9 protein-coding genes and 1 pseudogene are annotated in these 18,488 nt (G+C 57.4%); 7 read left to right on the plus strand and 3 right to left on the minus strand.

Translation table 11 applies throughout. The features are described 5' to 3' along the window. The first annotated feature begins 34 nt into the window (after positions 1 to 34). Positions 35 to 304 carry a hypothetical protein gene (locus E9954_RS23780; RefSeq protein ID WP_136081771.1) on the plus strand — a complete coding sequence of 90 codons (270 nt, stop codon included), beginning with the start codon at positions 35 to 37 and terminating at the stop codon, positions 302 to 304. Between the two features lie 77 nt (positions 305 to 381). Continuing rightward, complete coding sequence (locus E9954_RS23785) at positions 382 to 3,720, plus strand: Ig-like domain-containing protein (RefSeq protein ID WP_136081772.1); 3,339 nt, start codon at positions 382 to 384, stop codon at positions 3,718 to 3,720. Between the two features lie 471 nt (positions 3,721 to 4,191). Here the strand turns inward: E9954_RS23785 and E9954_RS23790 are convergent, their stop codons facing one another. Continuing rightward, positions 4,192 to 4,416 carry a sialate O-acetylesterase gene (locus E9954_RS23790; RefSeq protein WP_136081773.1) on the minus strand — a complete coding sequence of 75 codons (225 nt, stop codon included), beginning with the start codon at positions 4,414 to 4,416 and terminating at the stop codon, positions 4,192 to 4,194. Next, on the minus strand, positions 4,409 to 4,585 hold the full coding sequence (locus tag E9954_RS32730; RefSeq protein ID WP_168442542.1) for a hypothetical protein: 177 nt from the start codon (positions 4,583 to 4,585) through the stop codon (positions 4,409 to 4,411). The genes E9954_RS23790 and E9954_RS32730 overlap by 8 nt, the downstream gene beginning before the upstream one ends. A gap of 228 nt (positions 4,586 to 4,813) precedes the next feature. On the opposite strand from E9954_RS32730, the gene E9954_RS23795 reads away from it, so the two are divergent. Further along, complete coding sequence (locus E9954_RS23795; RefSeq protein WP_136081774.1) at positions 4,814 to 7,936, plus strand: glycosyl hydrolase; 3,123 nt, start codon at positions 4,814 to 4,816, stop codon at positions 7,934 to 7,936. Between the two features lie 196 nt (positions 7,937 to 8,132). Here the strand turns inward: E9954_RS23795 and E9954_RS23800 are convergent. Then, positions 8,133 to 9,374 (minus strand): annotated as a pseudogene (locus tag E9954_RS23800) (IS4 family transposase). A 105-nt stretch (positions 9,375 to 9,479) separates the two neighbouring features. Between E9954_RS23800 and E9954_RS23805 the strand changes: the two are divergent. The 4 genes from E9954_RS23805 to E9954_RS23820 are packed head-to-tail and all read left to right on the plus strand — an operon-like array spanning position 9,480 to position 18,293. Next, positions 9,480 to 12,110 carry a hypothetical protein gene (locus E9954_RS23805; protein ID WP_136081775.1) on the plus strand — a complete coding sequence of 877 codons (2,631 nt, stop codon included), beginning with the start codon at positions 9,480 to 9,482 and terminating at the stop codon, positions 12,108 to 12,110. Between the two features lie 25 nt (positions 12,111 to 12,135). After that, positions 12,136 to 14,700 carry a beta-galactosidase GalB gene (gene galB / locus E9954_RS23810; protein ID WP_136081776.1) on the plus strand — a complete coding sequence of 855 codons (2,565 nt, stop codon included), beginning with the start codon at positions 12,136 to 12,138 and terminating at the stop codon, positions 14,698 to 14,700. Beyond that, positions 14,697 to 16,211, plus strand: a complete 1,515-nt coding sequence (locus tag E9954_RS23815; RefSeq protein WP_136081777.1) for a sulfatase — start codon at positions 14,697 to 14,699, stop codon at positions 16,209 to 16,211. The genes galB and E9954_RS23815 overlap by 4 nt, the downstream gene beginning before the upstream one ends. Then, positions 16,212 to 18,293 carry a Sip1-related alpha-galactosidase gene (locus E9954_RS23820; protein WP_136081778.1) on the plus strand — a complete coding sequence of 694 codons (2,082 nt, stop codon included), beginning with the start codon at positions 16,212 to 16,214 and terminating at the stop codon, positions 18,291 to 18,293. Positions 18,294 to 18,488 lie beyond the last annotated feature (195 nt).

Below are 18,488 nucleotides of genomic sequence, written 5' to 3' on the forward strand. Positions count from 1 at the left end.
GATGCACTGTTTCAGTGCTTTTGGCACGGATCTCGTGGAAGGATATAAACGTGTTGAAGACGACGCTTTCGAACTCTACGATCTGGAACGCGATGCGGGGGAACGACATAATCTGGCTTCCACCAAGCCTGAAAAATTCGATGAACTTGCCGCCCATGCCTGCAATATGGGTGCGTGGAACGGTGCCGTGTGTGTGGCCAGCCGTGCCATGCTTAACTCCTGGGCGTTTGTGATTCGGGCAGAGGAAGTCGTCAAAACGCAGAAGCAGTGGTCGGAAATGATGAGTGATGCCGGCGTGCAATGAAGTCCGGCTCTGATGGCCGGACTTATTTGTGGTGCAACAAATGATCAGGCTTCTGGAACGGGGGCGGGGATGTGAAAATGAGATACAACGGAATAACGAAGTGCATGCTATTGACGGGGTGCTTTGTGGTCGCATCTGCTCAGGCATCGATCTATTTTGCAAATTGGGTTGGAACCGGGTCCACACCCGGGGCATCAAGTGTGCAGCTTTCAGCTGATGGCCTGACACCGACCGGAAACAGCTATACCTGGACCATTGACCACATTACGGATATCAATGAGCAGTTCAATATCAGCCTGACTGAAGCTGATGACAGGATCAGTCGGGCCCGCCTGGATCTTCGCAATCAAGGCCTTCTGAATGGACAAGGTTATCTGTTTAATGATGTCAGTGGCGGAAATGTATGGCTCACCGGTTCCGGAACGTTCCTTGCCACGCAAACCAGCAGTACTTCTCCCACCATGGCGTCAAGCGGTGACATAACGGACGGCGCCCCGGCTGCGCCGGCCGGCAACAGATGGACGGTCAATGACGGCACTGGGCCGGAGGAAATCAATTGGATACTCAGCGGTCGGGAAAGCGGTGCGGCCTTCGGGGATGCCGGGCTGCTTGCCTGGGGCTTTCTCTGGGGCGACAATGATGCCGACGGCAACATCAGCCTGAATGACACGATCTCTCTGAAATATGTGCTTGGGGCGGATTTCTTTAGCGAGCTGGACACCGCAGAGAAGCTGAATGCGGCTATCGGTATCAGCACCCCGCCCATTCAACCCACGGTCTCCCTGACGTCACCGGCTGACGGGGCCTGGGTTGTCCCTCCGGCGGACTTCACGCTCGCCGCCGATGTCGCCGACGCCGACGGGACGATTACCCAGGTCGAGTTCTTCGAGGGCCTCAACAGCCTGGGCGTGGACACCAGTTCCCCTTACTCTGTCAGTTGGAGCGGGGTTCCTGCGGGCAGCTACAGCCTGACGGCCGTGGCCACCGACAACGACAGCCAGAGTACGATCTCAGCAACCGTGAGTGTAACCGTCTCTGTATCCATCCCGTCGACCAGCGTCACGATTACTGCGGAGGATCCCACCGCCCTCGAGCGCGGGGTCTATCCCGGAACCTTCCGGATCTCCCGCACCGGTTCGATCGCGGCAGACCTGACCGTCAACCTCACCTACAGCGGGAATGCCACCTCGTGGGACGACTACGAGCCGCTGCCCGATACCGTCACCATCCCCGCGGGTTCAACGTTCGTTGATCTCGACGTCGATCCGGTCAACGATCCGGTCGATGAGCTCGATAAGAGCGAGGACGTGATCGCCACGGTTGCTGGCGGTGCAGGTTACACGGTCGGTTCCCCTGCCACGGCCACGGTCGAGATCACCGACGACGAAACCTTTGGCATCACCGGCCCGCTGATCACGGATGTCGTCATCGATTCCGGGACGGCCGTGACGCTCCACTGGATGGATAACCATGAAGACGAAGAGCTTTTCACGATACTGTACAACGGAAGCTCAGTATCCGGCATCCCCGCTGACATAACCAGCTATCAAATCACCGGGTTGACACCGGGGACCAAGTACACCTTTACCATCAAGGCCGAGAAAGACGGCGGGGCCACCGAGTCCTGGACCATCAATGGGATCGGGGTCTGGCTAATGGACGGACCCGGCCCGGCGCCCTCCTACCGAACCTTCGAGCAATTTCGTCGATTCCGGGGACTTGACGATTCGAACCGGATCGTCGGTGGATTCTCCGACAATCCGGATGGGGACGATAAAAGCAACGGCTGGGAGTACCTTTTCGGCTCCGATCCTCTGGAAGCCGACAATGCCGGCTTTGGCATCGAGGCTGCGGCGAATAACGTTCAAGTCTCCTGGCCGGAGCATTCTGACATCGCCGATGCCTCCCTCACCCTGATTGAGTCGGCGACATTGGATGCCCCGCTGCCATCGTGGGCGGAGAGCCCGCTGGCCTCCACCTACACAAACGGCACCAGAACGGCGCTTGATACCCGTGGCGATGAGGTACGCTTTTTTGCACTGGAGGCTTCGATTCACGCACCGATAACTCCCTCCACCACTCTCACTGCGTGGGGCGACAGCCTCACCGGCAACCCAGGCACCTGGATCGAGAAACTGGGGGAAGCCCCCTACAACCGCACCATCCAGAACAACAGCATCGGCGGCGAAACCTCGCCCCATATCCGTAACCGGATGATCGGCCTCGATGTCACCTCGCCGTTCCCGGCCTTCGATGCCAATACGCTTGTCGCCGGGACGCCCGTACGCATCGTAGCCGACCGCACGCGTGTTCCCCGCATCATGGAGGATAGCAATCAAGCAACCGGCTATTCCCTAACCATTGCTAATGTCTCCAAGGTGGAGTTTTTCAACTTCGGTCAGAAGATCGGGGAGAGTACAAACCCGCTCCAGACCTCGGTCACTTCGGGCATCGCATTGGATCCTACCCGTTTCATCGCCTCCGGGCACCCGTTCTCCGATGGCGACCTCGTCCACTTTACCGACGAGAACCTGCCCGCCCCTCTCGACCGCTACCGGCCCTACATCGTACGCGATGCCGACAGCGGGGGCTTCTCCCTCGCCGCCGAAGATCTCGTCTACGAGATCACTGCGGCTACCGATGAGTTTACCTCACCCTCGGGGTATCCTGCGCATAGCTTCGTCAATGGCGATGTTATCCGCTTCACGCCCGCAGCCGCTCCCATCGGCTTCGATGGGGATCCCAATATTGCGTATTACGTGGTCAATGCCGAAGGCGATAGCTTCCAACTGGCCCTGACCCCGGGAGGGACTGCTCTCACCACCCATTATAACCGCACGGTGCGCGTGCAACCGATGAACGGCTCCGTCGCCGCACTCCCGGCCATCTCCCTGACCGAGGACTTCTCGGGGGCTACCGCCGTAACGGGCCCCTTTGTGCTGAACTGGGCTCACCCCGGCGGGCAGACGGCGCTCTCCCTGCGCTCCTACACCGACCACGATGAGACCACCACACTCTTCTTCATGGGCGCTAACAACAGTCGCGATGCCACGGTCATTCTTTACCACGTCCGCGAAGCGGTCGAACATCTGAAATCCATGAACAGCCGCTTCCTGGTACTTACCTTGCCCAGTTCGTCAGCGCAAATCGACGGCTCCGGAAACCAGCACGTCTATTCGTTCGCGCCGCAGATCGTCTACAACTATTGGCTGCGGCAGACTTACCCGAACCACTTTGTCGATGCCCGCCACGCGTTGATGCGGGCCTACGATCCGGATGATCCGGATGATGTGTACTACCGCGATCGCGATGTGGTCCCGGACACCATGCGCAGCGACCCCATCCATTTCAACGATGCCGGACAGAGCGTGGTCGCCGAAGCCGTCTGGGAGAAACTTCAGGAACGGGGCTGGTAATTCAATTCAAACCACGGGAAGTCGTGCTACTATCCGATATCTTCCTCGCTCACAGACTCCCCCAATTGCTTTTAAGTGAATATTAGGATTGATGCTTTATTTGTATGTTGATGAACAATGTTGAACTTATATGGAAAGGAGAGATGCCAAGAAGGTAAAGGCCGGTATACTTGTGTTTTCGATTACGATGGGCTGCATAGGTGTGATGGGGGATGCATCCAACCCGTTTGAGCTGTCTGGCGAGATGCCGGTGGCGGACATTCTGATGGTAAATACTGGTGGCCGGATTCTCCGGCGGTCGACACGTCCACGGTCGATAATCCCCACTTCGTTCCGGATGCCTTTGGCACGGTGCCGGAGCCGGGCGTACATCCGCGTATTCTCATTTCTCCGGAAGGACCTACCGGCCTTGCGCGAGCGGATCAACAACACCATCAGCGGACGTTTTTTCTACCACCAGATCACCTTCAGTCAGGAGCAGTCGATCCGCAGGGAAGGCACCTTCTGGTCCCACTGCTTCCGCCAGGCGTCTATCAGCGTTGAAAACCGGTGTTCGTATTCTTCCGGGAAATGACCGGTGTTCGACTCGCCTTGGTACCAGATTGCACCCTTGACGGCATAAGGTACCAATGAATGCACCATCCCGTTATACAGTGTTGAAGGAACATAGTTCCACTTGACAGGCTCTTCAGGCATTCGGGGTTTTGGCCTGCTGCTTTTGCCTGATTCTCCATCCTTCGCCCAGCCCCATATCGGAACAGACTGGCCGCGCTACAGTACCATGCACCGTCGGCATATTGATCTCTGCAAACAATACGCCTGCTGAAATAAGCATAAGTGCGGCAATCGTTGCGAAATTCTTCATGTCTTCTCCTTGCCACCCAATTGCTGAGGGGAAGCAAAAAAATGCAAAATAAAGGAAAAATAAAGGCAGGTATGGGTTGAATCGTACCATCAGGGTGTGTAAACCTACTGTAAATCGTTCATAATTTACCCTAAACAAAGGGTTATACGTAGAATTTCATGGTGCACAGCCACCATAAAAATCCACGAAGAACCTGATTAAACTGAATGATTAAACTGCGAATCAAAGATGGAAGATAAACTGAACAACACCTTTAAAAACCCGGATAGCATCCATCGGGGTGCCCCCTTCTGGTCGTGGAACAACCGGCTGGACACGGATCAATTGATACGGCAGATCGACTGCCTCAAGGCGATGGGAATGGGCGGCTTTCACATCCACCCGCGCACCGGCCTGGATACCGAATACCTGAGCGACGAATTCTTCGACAAGGTCAAAGCCTGCCGGAATCACGCCGAAGCAAACGATATGCTGACCTGGCTCTACGACGAGGATCGCTGGCCGTCGGGATCGGCGGGCGGATTGGTGACGCAGGACGAACGCTTTCGCGCACGCCATCTGCTCTTTATCGCAACGCCTTACGCGGCGGATGAAGGGCACGGACCGAGTGAAGACTATTCATCGCTGGCACACCGCACGGGGAATGGCCATTGGCTGGCCAGCTATGAAATTCACCTGGTCGACGGTCGGCTGGCAGCGTATCGCCGCCTGGCCGAGGGCGAGGCGGCGGCGGAGGACGCGCTAGTGCGGCATGCCTATCTGGAGGTTGCGGAACCCTCGAGCTGGTTCAACAACCAGACCTATGTGGACACCTTGAACCAGGAGGCCATGGAGCGCTTTATCGAGGTGACCCACGAGCGTTATTACCGGGAAGTCGGGGAGTCGTTCGGTAAAAGCATTCCCGCCATCTTTACCGATGAGCCGCAGTTTTCCCACAAGCAAAGCCTGCCCCGGGCGGAGAGCCAGGAGGATGTCACACTGCCTTGGACCGAAGACCTTCCGGAAACCTTTGCAAAAACCTATGGCGGTAACATCCTGGATACCCTGCCCGAAATTTTCTGGGAACTGCCGGATGGCGCGGCGTCGGTCTGGCGCTATCGCTACCACGATCATGTCTGCGAGCGGTTTACCCGGGCTTTTTCCGATACCCTCGGTGACTGGTGCAGGATACATGGCATCGCCCTGACCGGACACCTGATGGCCGAGCATTCACTACAAAGCCAAACCAAGGCACTCGGCGAGTCGATGCGCGGCTACCGCTCCTTTCAGATTCCCGGCATCGACGTGCTGCTCGACCGCTGCGAAGAAGAGTTTCCCACCGCCAAACAGGCCCAATCGGCGGCCCATCAATACGGCTGTAGCGGCGTACTGAGCGAACTCTACGGCGTCACCAACTGGGACTTCGACTTCCCCGGCCATAAACGGCAGGGCGACTGGCAGGCGGCGCTAGGAGTCACCTACCGCGTTCACCACCTCTCCCATGTATCGCTGGCCGGCGAGGCCAAACGTGACTATCCCGCATCGATCAATTATCAATCGCCCTGGCACAAAGAGTATCCGGTGGTGGAGGATCATTTCGCCCGCGTGAATGTGATGCTGAGCAGCGGCAGGCCCAAAGTGCGGATCGGAGTGATACATCCGATCGAATCCTACTGGCTCTGCAGCGGCCCGATCAATCAGACCGAAGACGAGCGCGCGGAGCGTGAGAGCAACTTCCTCGACCTGCTTCAGTGGTTGCTTTACGGCTTCCTTGACTTTGACTTTATCAGCGAATCGCTGTTGCCCAACCAGGCCAACACACCGAAACACGGCGGCTTTGCCGTGGGAGAAATGGAGTATGATGTTGTTCTGGTTCCGGGACTCCGCACCATCCGCTCTACGACGCTGGCGCGTTTGGAAGCCTTTTCCGAGGCCGGCGGTACCGTTATTTTTGCCGGCGAGATACCAACGCTGGTTGATGCCATGCCCAGTGATGCGCCAGCCAATCTCGCTCAGAAAAGCCTGTGCGTTTCCTATAACGCATCGCGAATAACCTCCGCTCTGGAGTCCTTCCGGGAGGTGGGCCTGCTGGACCGCAAGGGGGTGCAGATTCAAAGCTGCCTGCATCAATTGCGGCAAGACGAAAAAGGGCAAACGCTCTTTATTTGTAATACAGACCCGAACCGGTTTGACGGTGATTTAGCGCTCGCCGGAAGATTTGACGACAGGACCTATACCCTCCTGCCAACGACTGAACTGACGCTCAGCCTTAAGGGAGAGTGGAGACTGGACTTATTGGACACCAGCAACGGAGAGACGACTGCTTTGGCAGCGAATTATCGAAACGGTCAAACGCTGCTTCCCTGCGCTATGGAAAAGCATGGGCACCTGCTGCTGTCGATGACCCCCGGTCGCCGGGAACAGGGTGCGTCGATCGCGCCGCGGTTGATGCAGGAATTGGGGCGGTTACGCGGCCCTGTGCCGATCACGCTCAGCGAGCCTAACGTTCTGCTGCTGGACTTTTGCACCTATTCCATCGACGGTCAGGATTGGCAATCCCAAGTGCCGGTGTTGGACATGGACCCTCTCCTGCACGAAAAGTTCGGCATGCCCTTGGTCGGTGGTGAGATGGCGCAACCCTGGGCCGACTGCGAACCAGTATCCCATGTGGCAACGGTGCGTCTCCGCTTTACTATCGAAAGTCGTGTTGCAGTCGCCGCGCCCCGATTGGCGCTGGAAAACCGGGCGGGCACGGAAATTCTTTTCGATGGTCAACCCGTAAACCAGACGGTTACCGGCTACTTCACGGATGAAGCGATCGAAACCGTCGCCCTGCCCGATTTTGAGGCGGGACAACACACCATCGAACTGGTCATCGACTATAATCGGAAAACCTCCATTGAGTGGTGTTATCTACTGGGCGATTTCGGTGTCGAGGTTCGCGGCGATCGCGCGGTGATTACCGAAGCGGTGCATGAGCTAGCCTTCGGCGACTGGACCGGCCAGGATCTTCCCTTCTATGCCGGCAATGTAACCTATCACTGCACGTTGCCCATGGGCGGTGACGGGCTCAGCCTGCGCATCAAGCACTTTGCAGGCCCCGTCGTTACGCTGACGAGAAACGGTGCCACCGAGCCGCTGGCCTTCGCGCCGCATCGCGCGGAGCTGGGCCAAGTTGAAGCGGGCGACGCGGTCGACCTCACGGTCTTTGGAAATCGGGCAAATGCCTTCGGGCAGGTCCACAGCGTGGATGCCGTTCCCTGGTGGGGACCGGGAAGCTGGCGGACAACGGGCGATGAATGGGCGGATGAATACCAACTCTTTCCCATGGGGCTGCTGACGGCACCCATACTCGAAACCCGGGCACCCTAAGCGCAATGGTTTCCACTTTGTGAAAATTGAAAAACAGATCGACTGAAATCACATTCATCCCATAGGTGGTGCTGACGGAGAGTAAAACCCCGTTTTTGTTAAGGTTTCTGATGTCCGATTCATTTAGTCAATTCCGATTTTTTGTTGAAGGTTAACCATGGTTCCGCGCTTTGTGCATATGGCTGTCCCACAGCTCTTAGACAAACCCCGGCAGATACGCCTGTTCCGGCGCACCCCGTATGCGGCCGGGCGGTTTGGCTGTCCCATAGGAATCCAGCAAGGCGGGCAGGTTCCACCGGCGCCAAAGCACCGCGCGCACAACAGTGAACTGCCGCTTGAAGCTGTGCTCCCATCCGTGCATGAACGCGAGGCAGCGCATCAGCAGGTGGACCAGCAGCCCCATCCAGATCTGCCAGCGCACGGCGTTGGCGCTGTAGCCCAGGAAGTCGGAGAGTTGGAGCGTCTGCTTGATCTCCTTGAAGAACACCTCGATGTCCCAGCGGCAACGGTAGAGTTCGGCGACCGTCCACGCGCTCCACTCCAGGTGATTGGTGATGAAGGCGATTTCGACATCCTTGCCGTTAATCTCGACCAGCGCCACGACCCGGCGCAACTCGCACGGATAGGCTTTCTTCGATGCTTCGACCACCATCTCGATGACCTCGTCGCGCAGGATGCGCTTGTGCCCGGTGGTTTCGAGGGTGCGCACCACCTTGTACTGCATGTTGTCCTTCGCCCGGCCAACCCACCAGACACCGCGCACCGTCAGCTCGAAAAGATGCTTGAACTTGTTGTAGGCCTTGTCGAACACGGCGATTTCACCGGGTTTGAGCTCGGCGCACAGGCTTTGGGTCATCGTGCTGTCATGGGGCTTAGCCGTGTCGATTATGGCTCACCGGGGCAGGAAGCTTTGCAGGTCGAGGCGCAGGTGGCACTTGGCCGCAGCCTTGCGGCGGCGATGCTTCGCCCAGTCCATGCAGTTGGCGACGAGCTGGATCGTGGTCGAGTCCAGCGCATGGATCGTCTTGCTGAAGCGCCGGAGGTATCCGCGCCGAACCTTGCCCTTCGCGAAGCCCGGGACTGTATCCATCAGATGCTTCATCATGCACCAGTAGAGCTCTTCGGCCATGTCCGCGTTGCGGATCTTGTTCGCGTGGCTCAGGTTGTTACGCGACGGAGGAACCGCGCCGCGGATGGTAGAGAGCGCCGCCGCGTTCATCTGGAGCGCGTCGCACACATCGTTGAGTCCGAGTGCATGGGAGAAGTGGGCGTACAGCAAAGAAACCACATGGCTCCACGGCGTGTACGTCCGGCTTTGAATGTCCACGCCATGCTTCTGCGCAAGGCTCGACACCATGTGTCCGGGAATCAGATTGCACAATTGTTTCAAGGTTGTATACCTATGTCCGGCTGGCTTGTGTTTATGTTGTTTTTTCATACCCTCCGAGTGGAGGATTTCAACGGCACATGCCAGCCTTTTTTTTCAATATCTATGGGATGACAATGGACTGAAATAATAAATGAAATAAACAAAGAGCAAACTATGAAACACATGATTATAATCTTCCTTCTGGCGGGCACCTGTGTTGCCGTAGCCGATCCTGAACGTCCATTTGTCCTGCCCGGCGAGATGCCGGCGGAGGACATTCTTGACGGCAAATACTGGTGGCCGGATTCCCCGGCAGTCGACACCTCGCCCGTCGATAATCCCCACTTTGTTCCGGATGCCTTTGGCACGGTGCCGGATGCGGGTGTGCATCCGCGCATCCTTATCTCGCCGGAAGGGCTGCCGGCATTGCGCGATCGGATCAACAACACCATCAGCGGGCGTTTTTTCTATCACCAGATCACCTTCAACCAGGAGCAGTCGATCCGCAGGGAAGGCACCTTCTGCCACGCGTGGTTCAAGGCCCTGGCTGCCGGGGACGAGCAACGGGCTCTGGATATCGTCCGCGGCACCGTCAAGATCCCGATGGGGCAACGCTACAGCCACCGCTACGGGCCGGCCTACGTTTTGATGACCGAGGCGTTTGATGCCCTGGTTCGCGAGGACGAAGAAATGGGCCGCGAAGTCGCCGCAGCGGTCACGACGCTCTCGGAAATCTATATGAAACGCCTTGAGGCCATGGACCACGGTGCGGAAACCGGTGAGCTTGATACCGGCATGGACTCCCCCGACCGTTTCCACGGCTTCCGGATGACGGAAGCCAAGACCCAGTTCAACAGTGATGTCTGGCGCAGCGGTCGTCGCTCGGCGATCGACGGGGAACCCTGGCTCGCGTTCATGTATGACTATGCCTACACCTTTATGACGGCGGAGCAGCGAGCCGCCGTGCGGGCGACGCTCAACAAATACCACTATGGCAAAACCACCATGGGCTCCCACATGCCGCACCATTTCCGCAACTGGAACTGGGTCGCCATCGGCAGCGGCGGGCTGCTGCTCACGGCGCTTGCCACCGAGGGCGAGGAAGGAAACGATCCGCGTGTGATCGACCACGCTGCCGAAGTTCTCACCGATTTTGTCAAGTATGGCTGGTCGGACATGGGGTCGTCGAATGAAGCGATCGGCTACACCCAGTTCGGGCTCCGCTGGGGCGTGCCCGGGCTCGTTGCGCTGGCGCGGAGAGAGGTGAATGTCTGGAACTGGAAATGCTGGCGCGGCCAGGTGGACTGGTATGCCCATGCCAGCCAGCCGGATGCCCTGAATCAGCCCCGAGATAAGGGGCTCCGCTTTCTCAGCCATGGCGATGGCGGGCAGGGCGGCCCGGCCCAGATGACGATGCAGGCTTTCAAGTGCTTCTATCCGACCGACCCCCAGGTCGATTTCGTGGCCCAGATGTCGGGCGTCCCGTTCAAGGAGATCGCCGACGAAAACGGCAAATACAAAATCCCCGGCCGGGGGTTCTACAACGCCTATCCGGTGGAGGATCTGCTGATGCACAGGCTGGATGCCGGCGATACCGATTATCGGGAGGGCGAAAAGCTAGGTTACCCGAATACCTTTTTCGATCCCGAGCGCAACTCGCTGATCACCCGCAGCCAGTGGGGGACGGATCAGCTGCAGCTCCAGATGGAGGCCCGCAACGACAGCACCTCGCCTAATCACCAGCACGCGGACAGCGGAGCCTTTACCCTTTCCGGTGCGGGGCGCGTGTGGGCGGACGAGCGCTTTCGCGCGATCGAGAGCCGGCACCACAGCATGGTGACCGTCGATGGCAAAGGGCAGGGCTACTTCACGCCGCCGGCCGACTGGCTGGGATTGGTCGACAATGAAGACGTGACCATCGGGGCCGTCGATACGGCCTATTCCTACGCCTGGGCCTGGCCCGGTCATCTGTGCGGGTTCACCGATCCGGACGATCCGCGCCGCCCGTTCCCGCGCTGGCAAAGCTACCGGGAAAAGGCCGATAAATTTATGGCGGAAAATCCCGACTACAACGGGCAGGACCATATCGACCGGCATCCCACCGTCGAAAAATTCTATAAGGGCTTCGAGCAGGGCGATCCCCGTATCTGGGATGAATACGGGCGTCCCCGGCGTATGGAGCACAACCCGGTTGAGAAGGCGTTCCGGACGGCCATGCTGGTGCGGGGGAAGTTCCCCTACGTGGTCATCACCGATGATATCAGGAAAGACGACCAGGTTCGCTTGTATGAATGGCTGATGATGCTGCCCAAGGATGTTGAGTTGTTCTCGCTGTCGAGTCATCGCGTGGTGCTGTACGACGCCGGCTTCGAGGGGAACAGCCATCCGCCGGGGGAGGAGTGGCCGACGGTCGGACAGGGCTCGCCGATGTGCCTGGTTCAGGTGCTCGAGCGCACGTTGTCCGAGGATAAATACACGCTGCCCGATATCCGTTTTGAAAAGATCCTGCTCAAGGAGGCCCGCCGCTGGCCCGACGACATTGCAGACTTTAAGGAAGACCAGCTCGGGGCCAACTGGCAGAAACGCCTGGTGGTTCCCAGCCGCGCTGTCGAGCCGAACTTTAAAATGCTGCTCTATCCCCACCGCAAGGGCGATCCGCTGCCGGAGGTTTCCTGGAACGAAGACCGAACGGAAGTCTCCATAGCCTTCCCCGGGCAGGTCGATACCATCGCCTTTACGCCGGATGATTCCGGCCGCACCCCGGTCAGAATCACCCGCGCCGTAAACGTGCTGGGTGAATTATAACGGCGGCGTGTTCCGGGAGGAAAATATGATATTGAATACATCTGTCCGGAGCCGCATATCGCTGAATGGGGGGTGGCGGTTTCTGGTTGTTCCTGAGGGGAATACCAGTCCTGAGTCGGCGTGTGAGGCTGATTTTGATGATTCCGGCTGGCGCACCGTAAACCTGCCGCACGACTGGGCAATTGAAGGGCCGTTTGATATTAAACTCGACGGAGCGACCGGAAAACTTCCATGGCGCAGGCAGGGCTGGTACCGCAAAACCTTCACGCTGCCTGCCACGGATTCCGGGAAGCGGATCTTTCTGGATATCGACGGGGCCATGGCCAACTCGACGATCTATTTGAATGGTAAAAAGGCGGGCGGCCGCCCCTACGGGTATATGCCGTTCCGCACGGAGCTGACCGAGCTACTCAACTTCGGGGGAGAAAATGTGCTGGCCGTTCACCTGAATACCGCGAAGTGGGGTTCACGCTGGTATCCGGGCGCCGGTATCTACCGCAATGTATGGCTGGTGAAGACCCATCCGGTATCCATCGGCCGGTGGGGCGTGCATATTCAGACCCCGGAGATCAGCGACCGGGAGGGAACGGTAACACTGGATGTCACGCTTGAAAACCGATCGGACGAACCTGTTTCGGTCAGGGTTCAATCGATGGTGTATGAGTACGGACCCGATGCTCAGCCGGGGAAGGTAGTCGGGAAAAGTGCGTCATGCACGCTTTCCATTCCACCTGAAGGCAGCAAGGTTGCGGCTCAGAAGGTCGCGGTGCCGTCGCCGAAACGGTGGGAACTTACCGACCCGCAGCGTTATCTCTCGGTGACTGAAGTGTTCGTCCAGGACCGGCTGGTGGATACCTTTCTTCAGCCTTTCGGTTTCCGCACGCTGGACTTTACCGCGAATGAAGGCTTCCGCCTGAACGGACAGCGCGTTGCGGTTCAGGGGGTGTGTATGCATCATGACCTGGGTCCGCTCGGAACGGCCTTCAATACCCGTGCGTTTGAGCGGCAGATGGAAATTATGAAAGAGATGGGAGTGAACGCCCTGCGCACCTCCCACAATCCGCCCGCGCCGGAGGTGCTGGAGATCTGCGACCGCATGGGCATTCTGGTGCAGGTCGAAACCTTTGATTGCTGGCGCTGGAGTAAAACACCGAACGACTACAGCGCCTGGTTCGATGAATGGCATGAGCGCGACCTCGGCGACATCATGCGGATGGCGCGCAACCATCCTTCGGTCTTTATGTGGTGCCTGGGCAATGAGGTGAATGAGCTGGAAAGCCCGGAGGGTATCGAGATTGTACAACGCCTGAAATCCATTGCCAGGCGGTACGATACGAGCTGTCCGGTTACCGTCGGTTCCAACAGGCCGCAGGCGTCGATCAATGGATTCCAGAAACATGTCGACGTGTTCGGATTCAATTATTTTCCCGCTTATTACGACGTGTTCCAGCGGCATGAGGAAAACCGGGGGCGCCCGTTTGTCGGGACAGAAACCGCATCGTGCATCAGTTCGCGCGGTGAATACTTCTTTCCGGTTTTCGATGACTTCAGGGGGAGGCCCTCCGGCGGCTATCCCGGCAGGAGCGCATGCGGGTCCGATGATGTTGATGAAAAAATCAGCCGCGGAACCGGCGGGGATTTCCAGATGTCCAGTTATGATGTGGGTGCACCCGGTTGGGCGGCGACCCCGGATTATGAGTTTATGATGCTGGATAAAAATCCGGCGGCGCATGGGGAATTTGTCTGGACCGGTTTTGATTATATCGGCGAGCCGACGCCTTATAACGATGACATGACCAACCTGCTTAACTTCAGCGATCCGGAGAAGCAGGCGGAGATGAAGGCGGAGATGAACCGGCTGGGGAACGTCAACGTGCCCTCGCGCAGCAGCTATTTCGGGATTGTTGATCTCTGCGGATTCAGGAAGGACCGCTTCTACATGTATCAGGCGCGCTGGCGTCCGGAGTGGCCGATGGCGCATCTGCTGCCGCACTGGAACTGGCCGGAGCGCGTCGGCAAGGTGACGCCTGTGCATCTCTACACATCCGGCGACGAAGCGGAGTTGTTCGTGAACGGAACATCGTTGGGGCGCAAAAAGAAGGGTGAATTCGAATACCGCCTGCGCTGGAATGACGTTTGTTATCAGCCCGGTGAGTTGAAAGCGGTGGCCTATAAGAATGGGAAAAAGTGGGCGGAAGATATTGTAAAGACCGCCGGCAACGCTGCGCGGCTTTCCATGTCGGCTGACCGTGTGCGAATCGCTGCCGACGGATATGACCTTTCGTTTATCACCGTTCGGGTGACTGACCAGGACGGCACCCTCGTTCCGCGCACGCACAACACGGTGAAATATACCCTTGAGGGGCCGGGCGAAATTGTGGCCGTCGGGAACGGCAATCCGAACAGCCATGAGTCGTTTCAGTCCACGGAGCGCCGGGTGTTTAACGGCCTGGCTCTCGTGGTTGTCCGTTCAGTGAAAGGGCGCTGTGGAACGGTACGGATCCGTGCAGCAGCACAGGGACTGGAGTGCGCAGCAATAACGCTTCGGTCCGGCATGGGCGTTGAAACTTCGGAGAAGAACGAGAAATGAATCTGATAAAAACAGGAATGATGGCCATCGGTCTATGTGTGGGATCGGGGGGCTTTGTGATGGGTCAGGATGTACGGCCGGCAGGCCCGGAGCAGGGAACGCCGAATGTGGTTTTTGTTCTTATTGATGATCTGGGATGGACCGACCTCGGCTGTTTCGGCAGCGGCTTTTATGAAACCCCGAATATTGACCGGCTGTGTGCGGAGGGCGTGAAGTTTACGCAGGCCTATGCGGCCTGCCCGGTCTGTTCGCCGACACGTGCGGCCATCATGACCGGAAAGTATCCTGCGCGGCTGGATCTTACCGATTTTCTGATCGGCCGCCGTACAGGGAAGCTGCTGCCCGCCGAATATATTGAGGCGATGCCGCTGGAGGAGGTTACCCTGGCGGAGGCATTCAAGGCGGCGGGCTATACCACCTTCTTTGCCGGCAAGTGGCACCTGGGCGAAGAGGAGCGCTTCTGGCCGAATGCGCACGGATTTGATATTAACAAGGGCGGTTGGAAGGCCGGGGCTCCGTCGTATCGGATCAAGGACAGCGACGGAAACGAGACCCGCACCGAGAAGACGTTTTACGGCGGATACTTTACGCCCTATCAGAATCCGCACCTGCCGGATGGTCCGCCCGGTGAATATCTGACCGACCGGTTGAGCGACGAAACAGTCGGTTTTATCCGGACGCATCGCGATGAACCGTTCTTTCTCTATCTTTCGCATTATGCGGTACATAATCCCCAGCAGGCCCCACAGGCCCTCATCGATAAATATGAGGCGAAACTGGGCCGAGTTGATGCCTGCCCCGGAGCGGAATTCACACCGGAGCATAAAACAAAAAATCGTATGCTGCAAAACCAGCCGGTTTATGCCGCCATGGTGGAGAGCGTGGATGAAAGTGTCGGGCGGATCCTGGATGAACTGGAGAGCCTCGGACTCGATAAAAACACGATCATTGTTTTCACCAGTGACAACGGCGGCCTGTCGACCTCAGAGGGGCATCCCACCTCGAATGCACCCTTGCGGGCCGGTAAAGGATGGTTGTACGAGGGCGGAATCCGCGTGCCGCTGATTGTGAAATGTCCGGGAGCTGAGGCCGGCCGTGCATGCGACACTCCTGTGATCAGTACAGATTTTTATCCGACCCTGCTTGAGCTGGCCGGACTGACCCTGCGTGAGGAACAGCATGCTGACGGAGTCAGCTTTGCGGAACTCCTGCGGAGTGGTGTAGCGCCGAACCGCGCATCACTTTACTGGCACTATCCACACTACGGAAACCAGGGCGGCTGGCCGGGATCGGTGGTCAGGGCAGGGGATTTCAAGCTGATTGAGCGTCACGAAGACGGCAGGCTTGAGCTGTATGACCTGAAAAACGATGTCGGTGAACGGAAAAACCTTGTAGAGGAGATGCCTGAAAAAGCGGCCGAACTTCGGGCTCTGCTCATGGAGTGGCATCGCAAGACCAAAGCCAATATGCCACGCCCCAATCCGGATTTTTTAAATGATGGGATAAAATAAATGAAAACGTCGCTCATGACGATTAAACCTTTTACCGCCCTTGGCACAGCCTTTCTGTTTTCCAGCTGCACATTCGCTTCCCTCGACAGCAGGCTTGAATTACAACTTTGCGTAGGCAGCGGGAGCGGGGTCCACTTTGAGAAAAATATCTCGGCGCTTCCCGATGGGGCTGGAGCTATCTTTACAAAAATACTGGTCCTCCCGTCGTTCAAACGGGGACTATACTATCGTCCCTACTCCGATGACACGATATGGGCCGCCGGCAATCGCGTCGAGGCTGTGCACTTTTACAGCGCCGAAGAACTCGCAGAAATCGCCGAGGAGAAATGCAAGCTCCCTGAGGGCAATATGGGAATGGGGAATTTTCTCATTCTGGAACTTCCGGACGGTCGCTATTTCGGTATCCTGCCACTGGTCTCTCCCCGGGCTGCCGCGGAGATGGACGTCGCTGAAGGACAACTTTTCTGCCGGCTTTTTACCTGGGGAACAGCCCGGGCGGAGGGCGACTATCCGCTCTTTGCGTATGCCACTGCGAACGATCCATACAGCGTCTCGCGGATCTGCTGGGAACAAGCGCTTTCCGCGATTGGGCACACGACACGACTACGGGAGGAAAAGGACTACCCCGAACCGTTCAACTACCTTGGTTGGTGCAGTTGGGAAAAATTCAAGTGGAACATTAACGAGGAGAACATGACGGCAGCGATCAAAGGCCTGAAAAACCATGAGGTCCCGTTCCGCTGGTTCCTGCTTGATGACGGCTACCTGGACCTGAGGAACAAACAACTCCTCTCTTTTGGCGTCGATCCCGAAAAATTCCCCAACGGCCTGACACCGCTGACCAAACTTAAAGATGAGGCCACCATCAAGTGGATGGGCATCTGGCGAAATTTCAATGGGATCAATCGTGGTGTTCACAAAGAGCACACGATGGCGCATTTGCAGGAACATTTTGTTGCCGGGCTCCCCGGGGAACATCACAACGAACATTGGATTCTTCAGCCGAACGCTCAAGCTTCCGAAGCGTTCTACAGCGAAATGGTCGGGCACTCGAAGGGCAATGGATTCGATTTTGTTAAAGTGGATTTCCAGAGCCGTGCTATTGGCCTGCATCGCGGCTCCGGTAATTCCGTATATCAGATCCATCTTCGTAACCAGGCCCTGGGTAAGATCTGTGATGAAATGAATATTGGTTTGCTCCATTGTATCGCTCAATACAACCTCAACTTCTTCAATACCCACTATTCTGCGCTCATGCGTTCCGGGGAGGACTATAAAAAAGAGATCACCAACACCGCCATCGTCCAGCAGTGTTTCGACAACCACCTGTGGATGGGCCCCATCGTTTGGGGCGACCTCGACAGCTTTTACTCATCCAAAGACGACGAGGCGTTATTCCTTAGTCTGGCTCGAGCCATCTCCGGGGGGCCGGTTTACCCATCGGACGACCCCGGCAAAATGAATCCGTCTATTTTTCAACCCATCATCTACTCCGATGGCCGGTTGCTGCGAACCCTCGCCCCGGGAGTGCCCCTGCCGGATTCGATCTTCTCCGATTCGCTCTGCGATGAGTCTGCCGAACAGATTATCGCCCCCCTGAAACAAAAGGTCGCGGCAATCGCGAGCTTCAACCTTCGGGAAGACACCATGGTGAGTGCCACGATCTCACCTGCCGACTACGCCTGCGCCGGGGGGTTGATCCAACCCTATGAAGGTCTATGGTCTGTTTCGGTGGATACCGTGATCTACGACTGGTTCGCGAAGTCCGGCCGGGCGTTCATAAAACCAATCGAAAAGAATCTGTCCGCTCTTGAATGTGCGCTCCATTTAATCGCTCCAGTCCAAAACGGTTGGGCTGTGATCGGTCGAAGCGACAAGTATATGGGCGCGATGGCGGTTGAGTCGGTTGAAGCGGACTCAGGCCGCCTGACCCTTTTCCTCGAGCGCGCGGGCCCGCTGGTGATCTATGCTGAAAGTGAGCCCACCTCTGACGAATACTCGATTGCGTCCCTCGGCAATGGGTTTTATGAGTTGCAAATTCCAGCTTCCGATGAGCCCGTTTCGGTGGTTTTGAAACGGTGAATCAGCTCGTGTGCAGCTTGCTCATTGCAACATCACCCCTTAAGGGGCCTTTCAGCTGAAAGATGCCGACGGCAACCTGTTTTACGGTATGGGGGAAAATGGACGGGACTGGAGCACTCTGGAAAAACCACAAAGTTCTGGAACACCGATGTGTGGTCAGACTTCCATAGCGAATCCTTAACCAACGAATGCCCC

This window comes from Pontiella desulfatans (assembly GCF_900890425.1).
In the GTDB taxonomy this organism is placed as follows: Bacteria; Verrucomicrobiota; Kiritimatiellia; order Kiritimatiellales; family Pontiellaceae; genus Pontiella; species Pontiella desulfatans.

Excerpts from the sequence above, each read along its gene's own strand:
- E9954_RS23785 (WP_136081772.1), top strand. The coding sequence starts at position 382 with ATGAGATACAACGGAATAACGAAGTGCATGCTATTGACGGGGTGCTTT.
- E9954_RS23790 (WP_136081773.1), bottom strand. The coding sequence starts at position 4,416 with ATGCCTGAAGAGCCTGTCAAGTGGAACTATGTTCCTTCAACACTGTAT.
- E9954_RS32730 (WP_168442542.1), bottom strand. The coding sequence starts at position 4,585 with ATGAAGAATTTCGCAACGATTGCCGCACTTATGCTTATTTCAGCAGGC.
- E9954_RS23795 (WP_136081774.1), top strand. The coding sequence starts at position 4,814 with ATGGAAGATAAACTGAACAACACCTTTAAAAACCCGGATAGCATCCAT.
- E9954_RS23805 (WP_136081775.1), top strand. The coding sequence starts at position 9,480 with ATGAAACACATGATTATAATCTTCCTTCTGGCGGGCACCTGTGTTGCC.
- galB (WP_136081776.1), top strand. The coding sequence starts at position 12,136 with ATGATATTGAATACATCTGTCCGGAGCCGCATATCGCTGAATGGGGGG.
- E9954_RS23815 (WP_136081777.1), top strand. The coding sequence starts at position 14,697 with ATGAATCTGATAAAAACAGGAATGATGGCCATCGGTCTATGTGTGGGA.
- E9954_RS23820 (WP_136081778.1), top strand. The coding sequence starts at position 16,212 with ATGAAAACGTCGCTCATGACGATTAAACCTTTTACCGCCCTTGGCACA.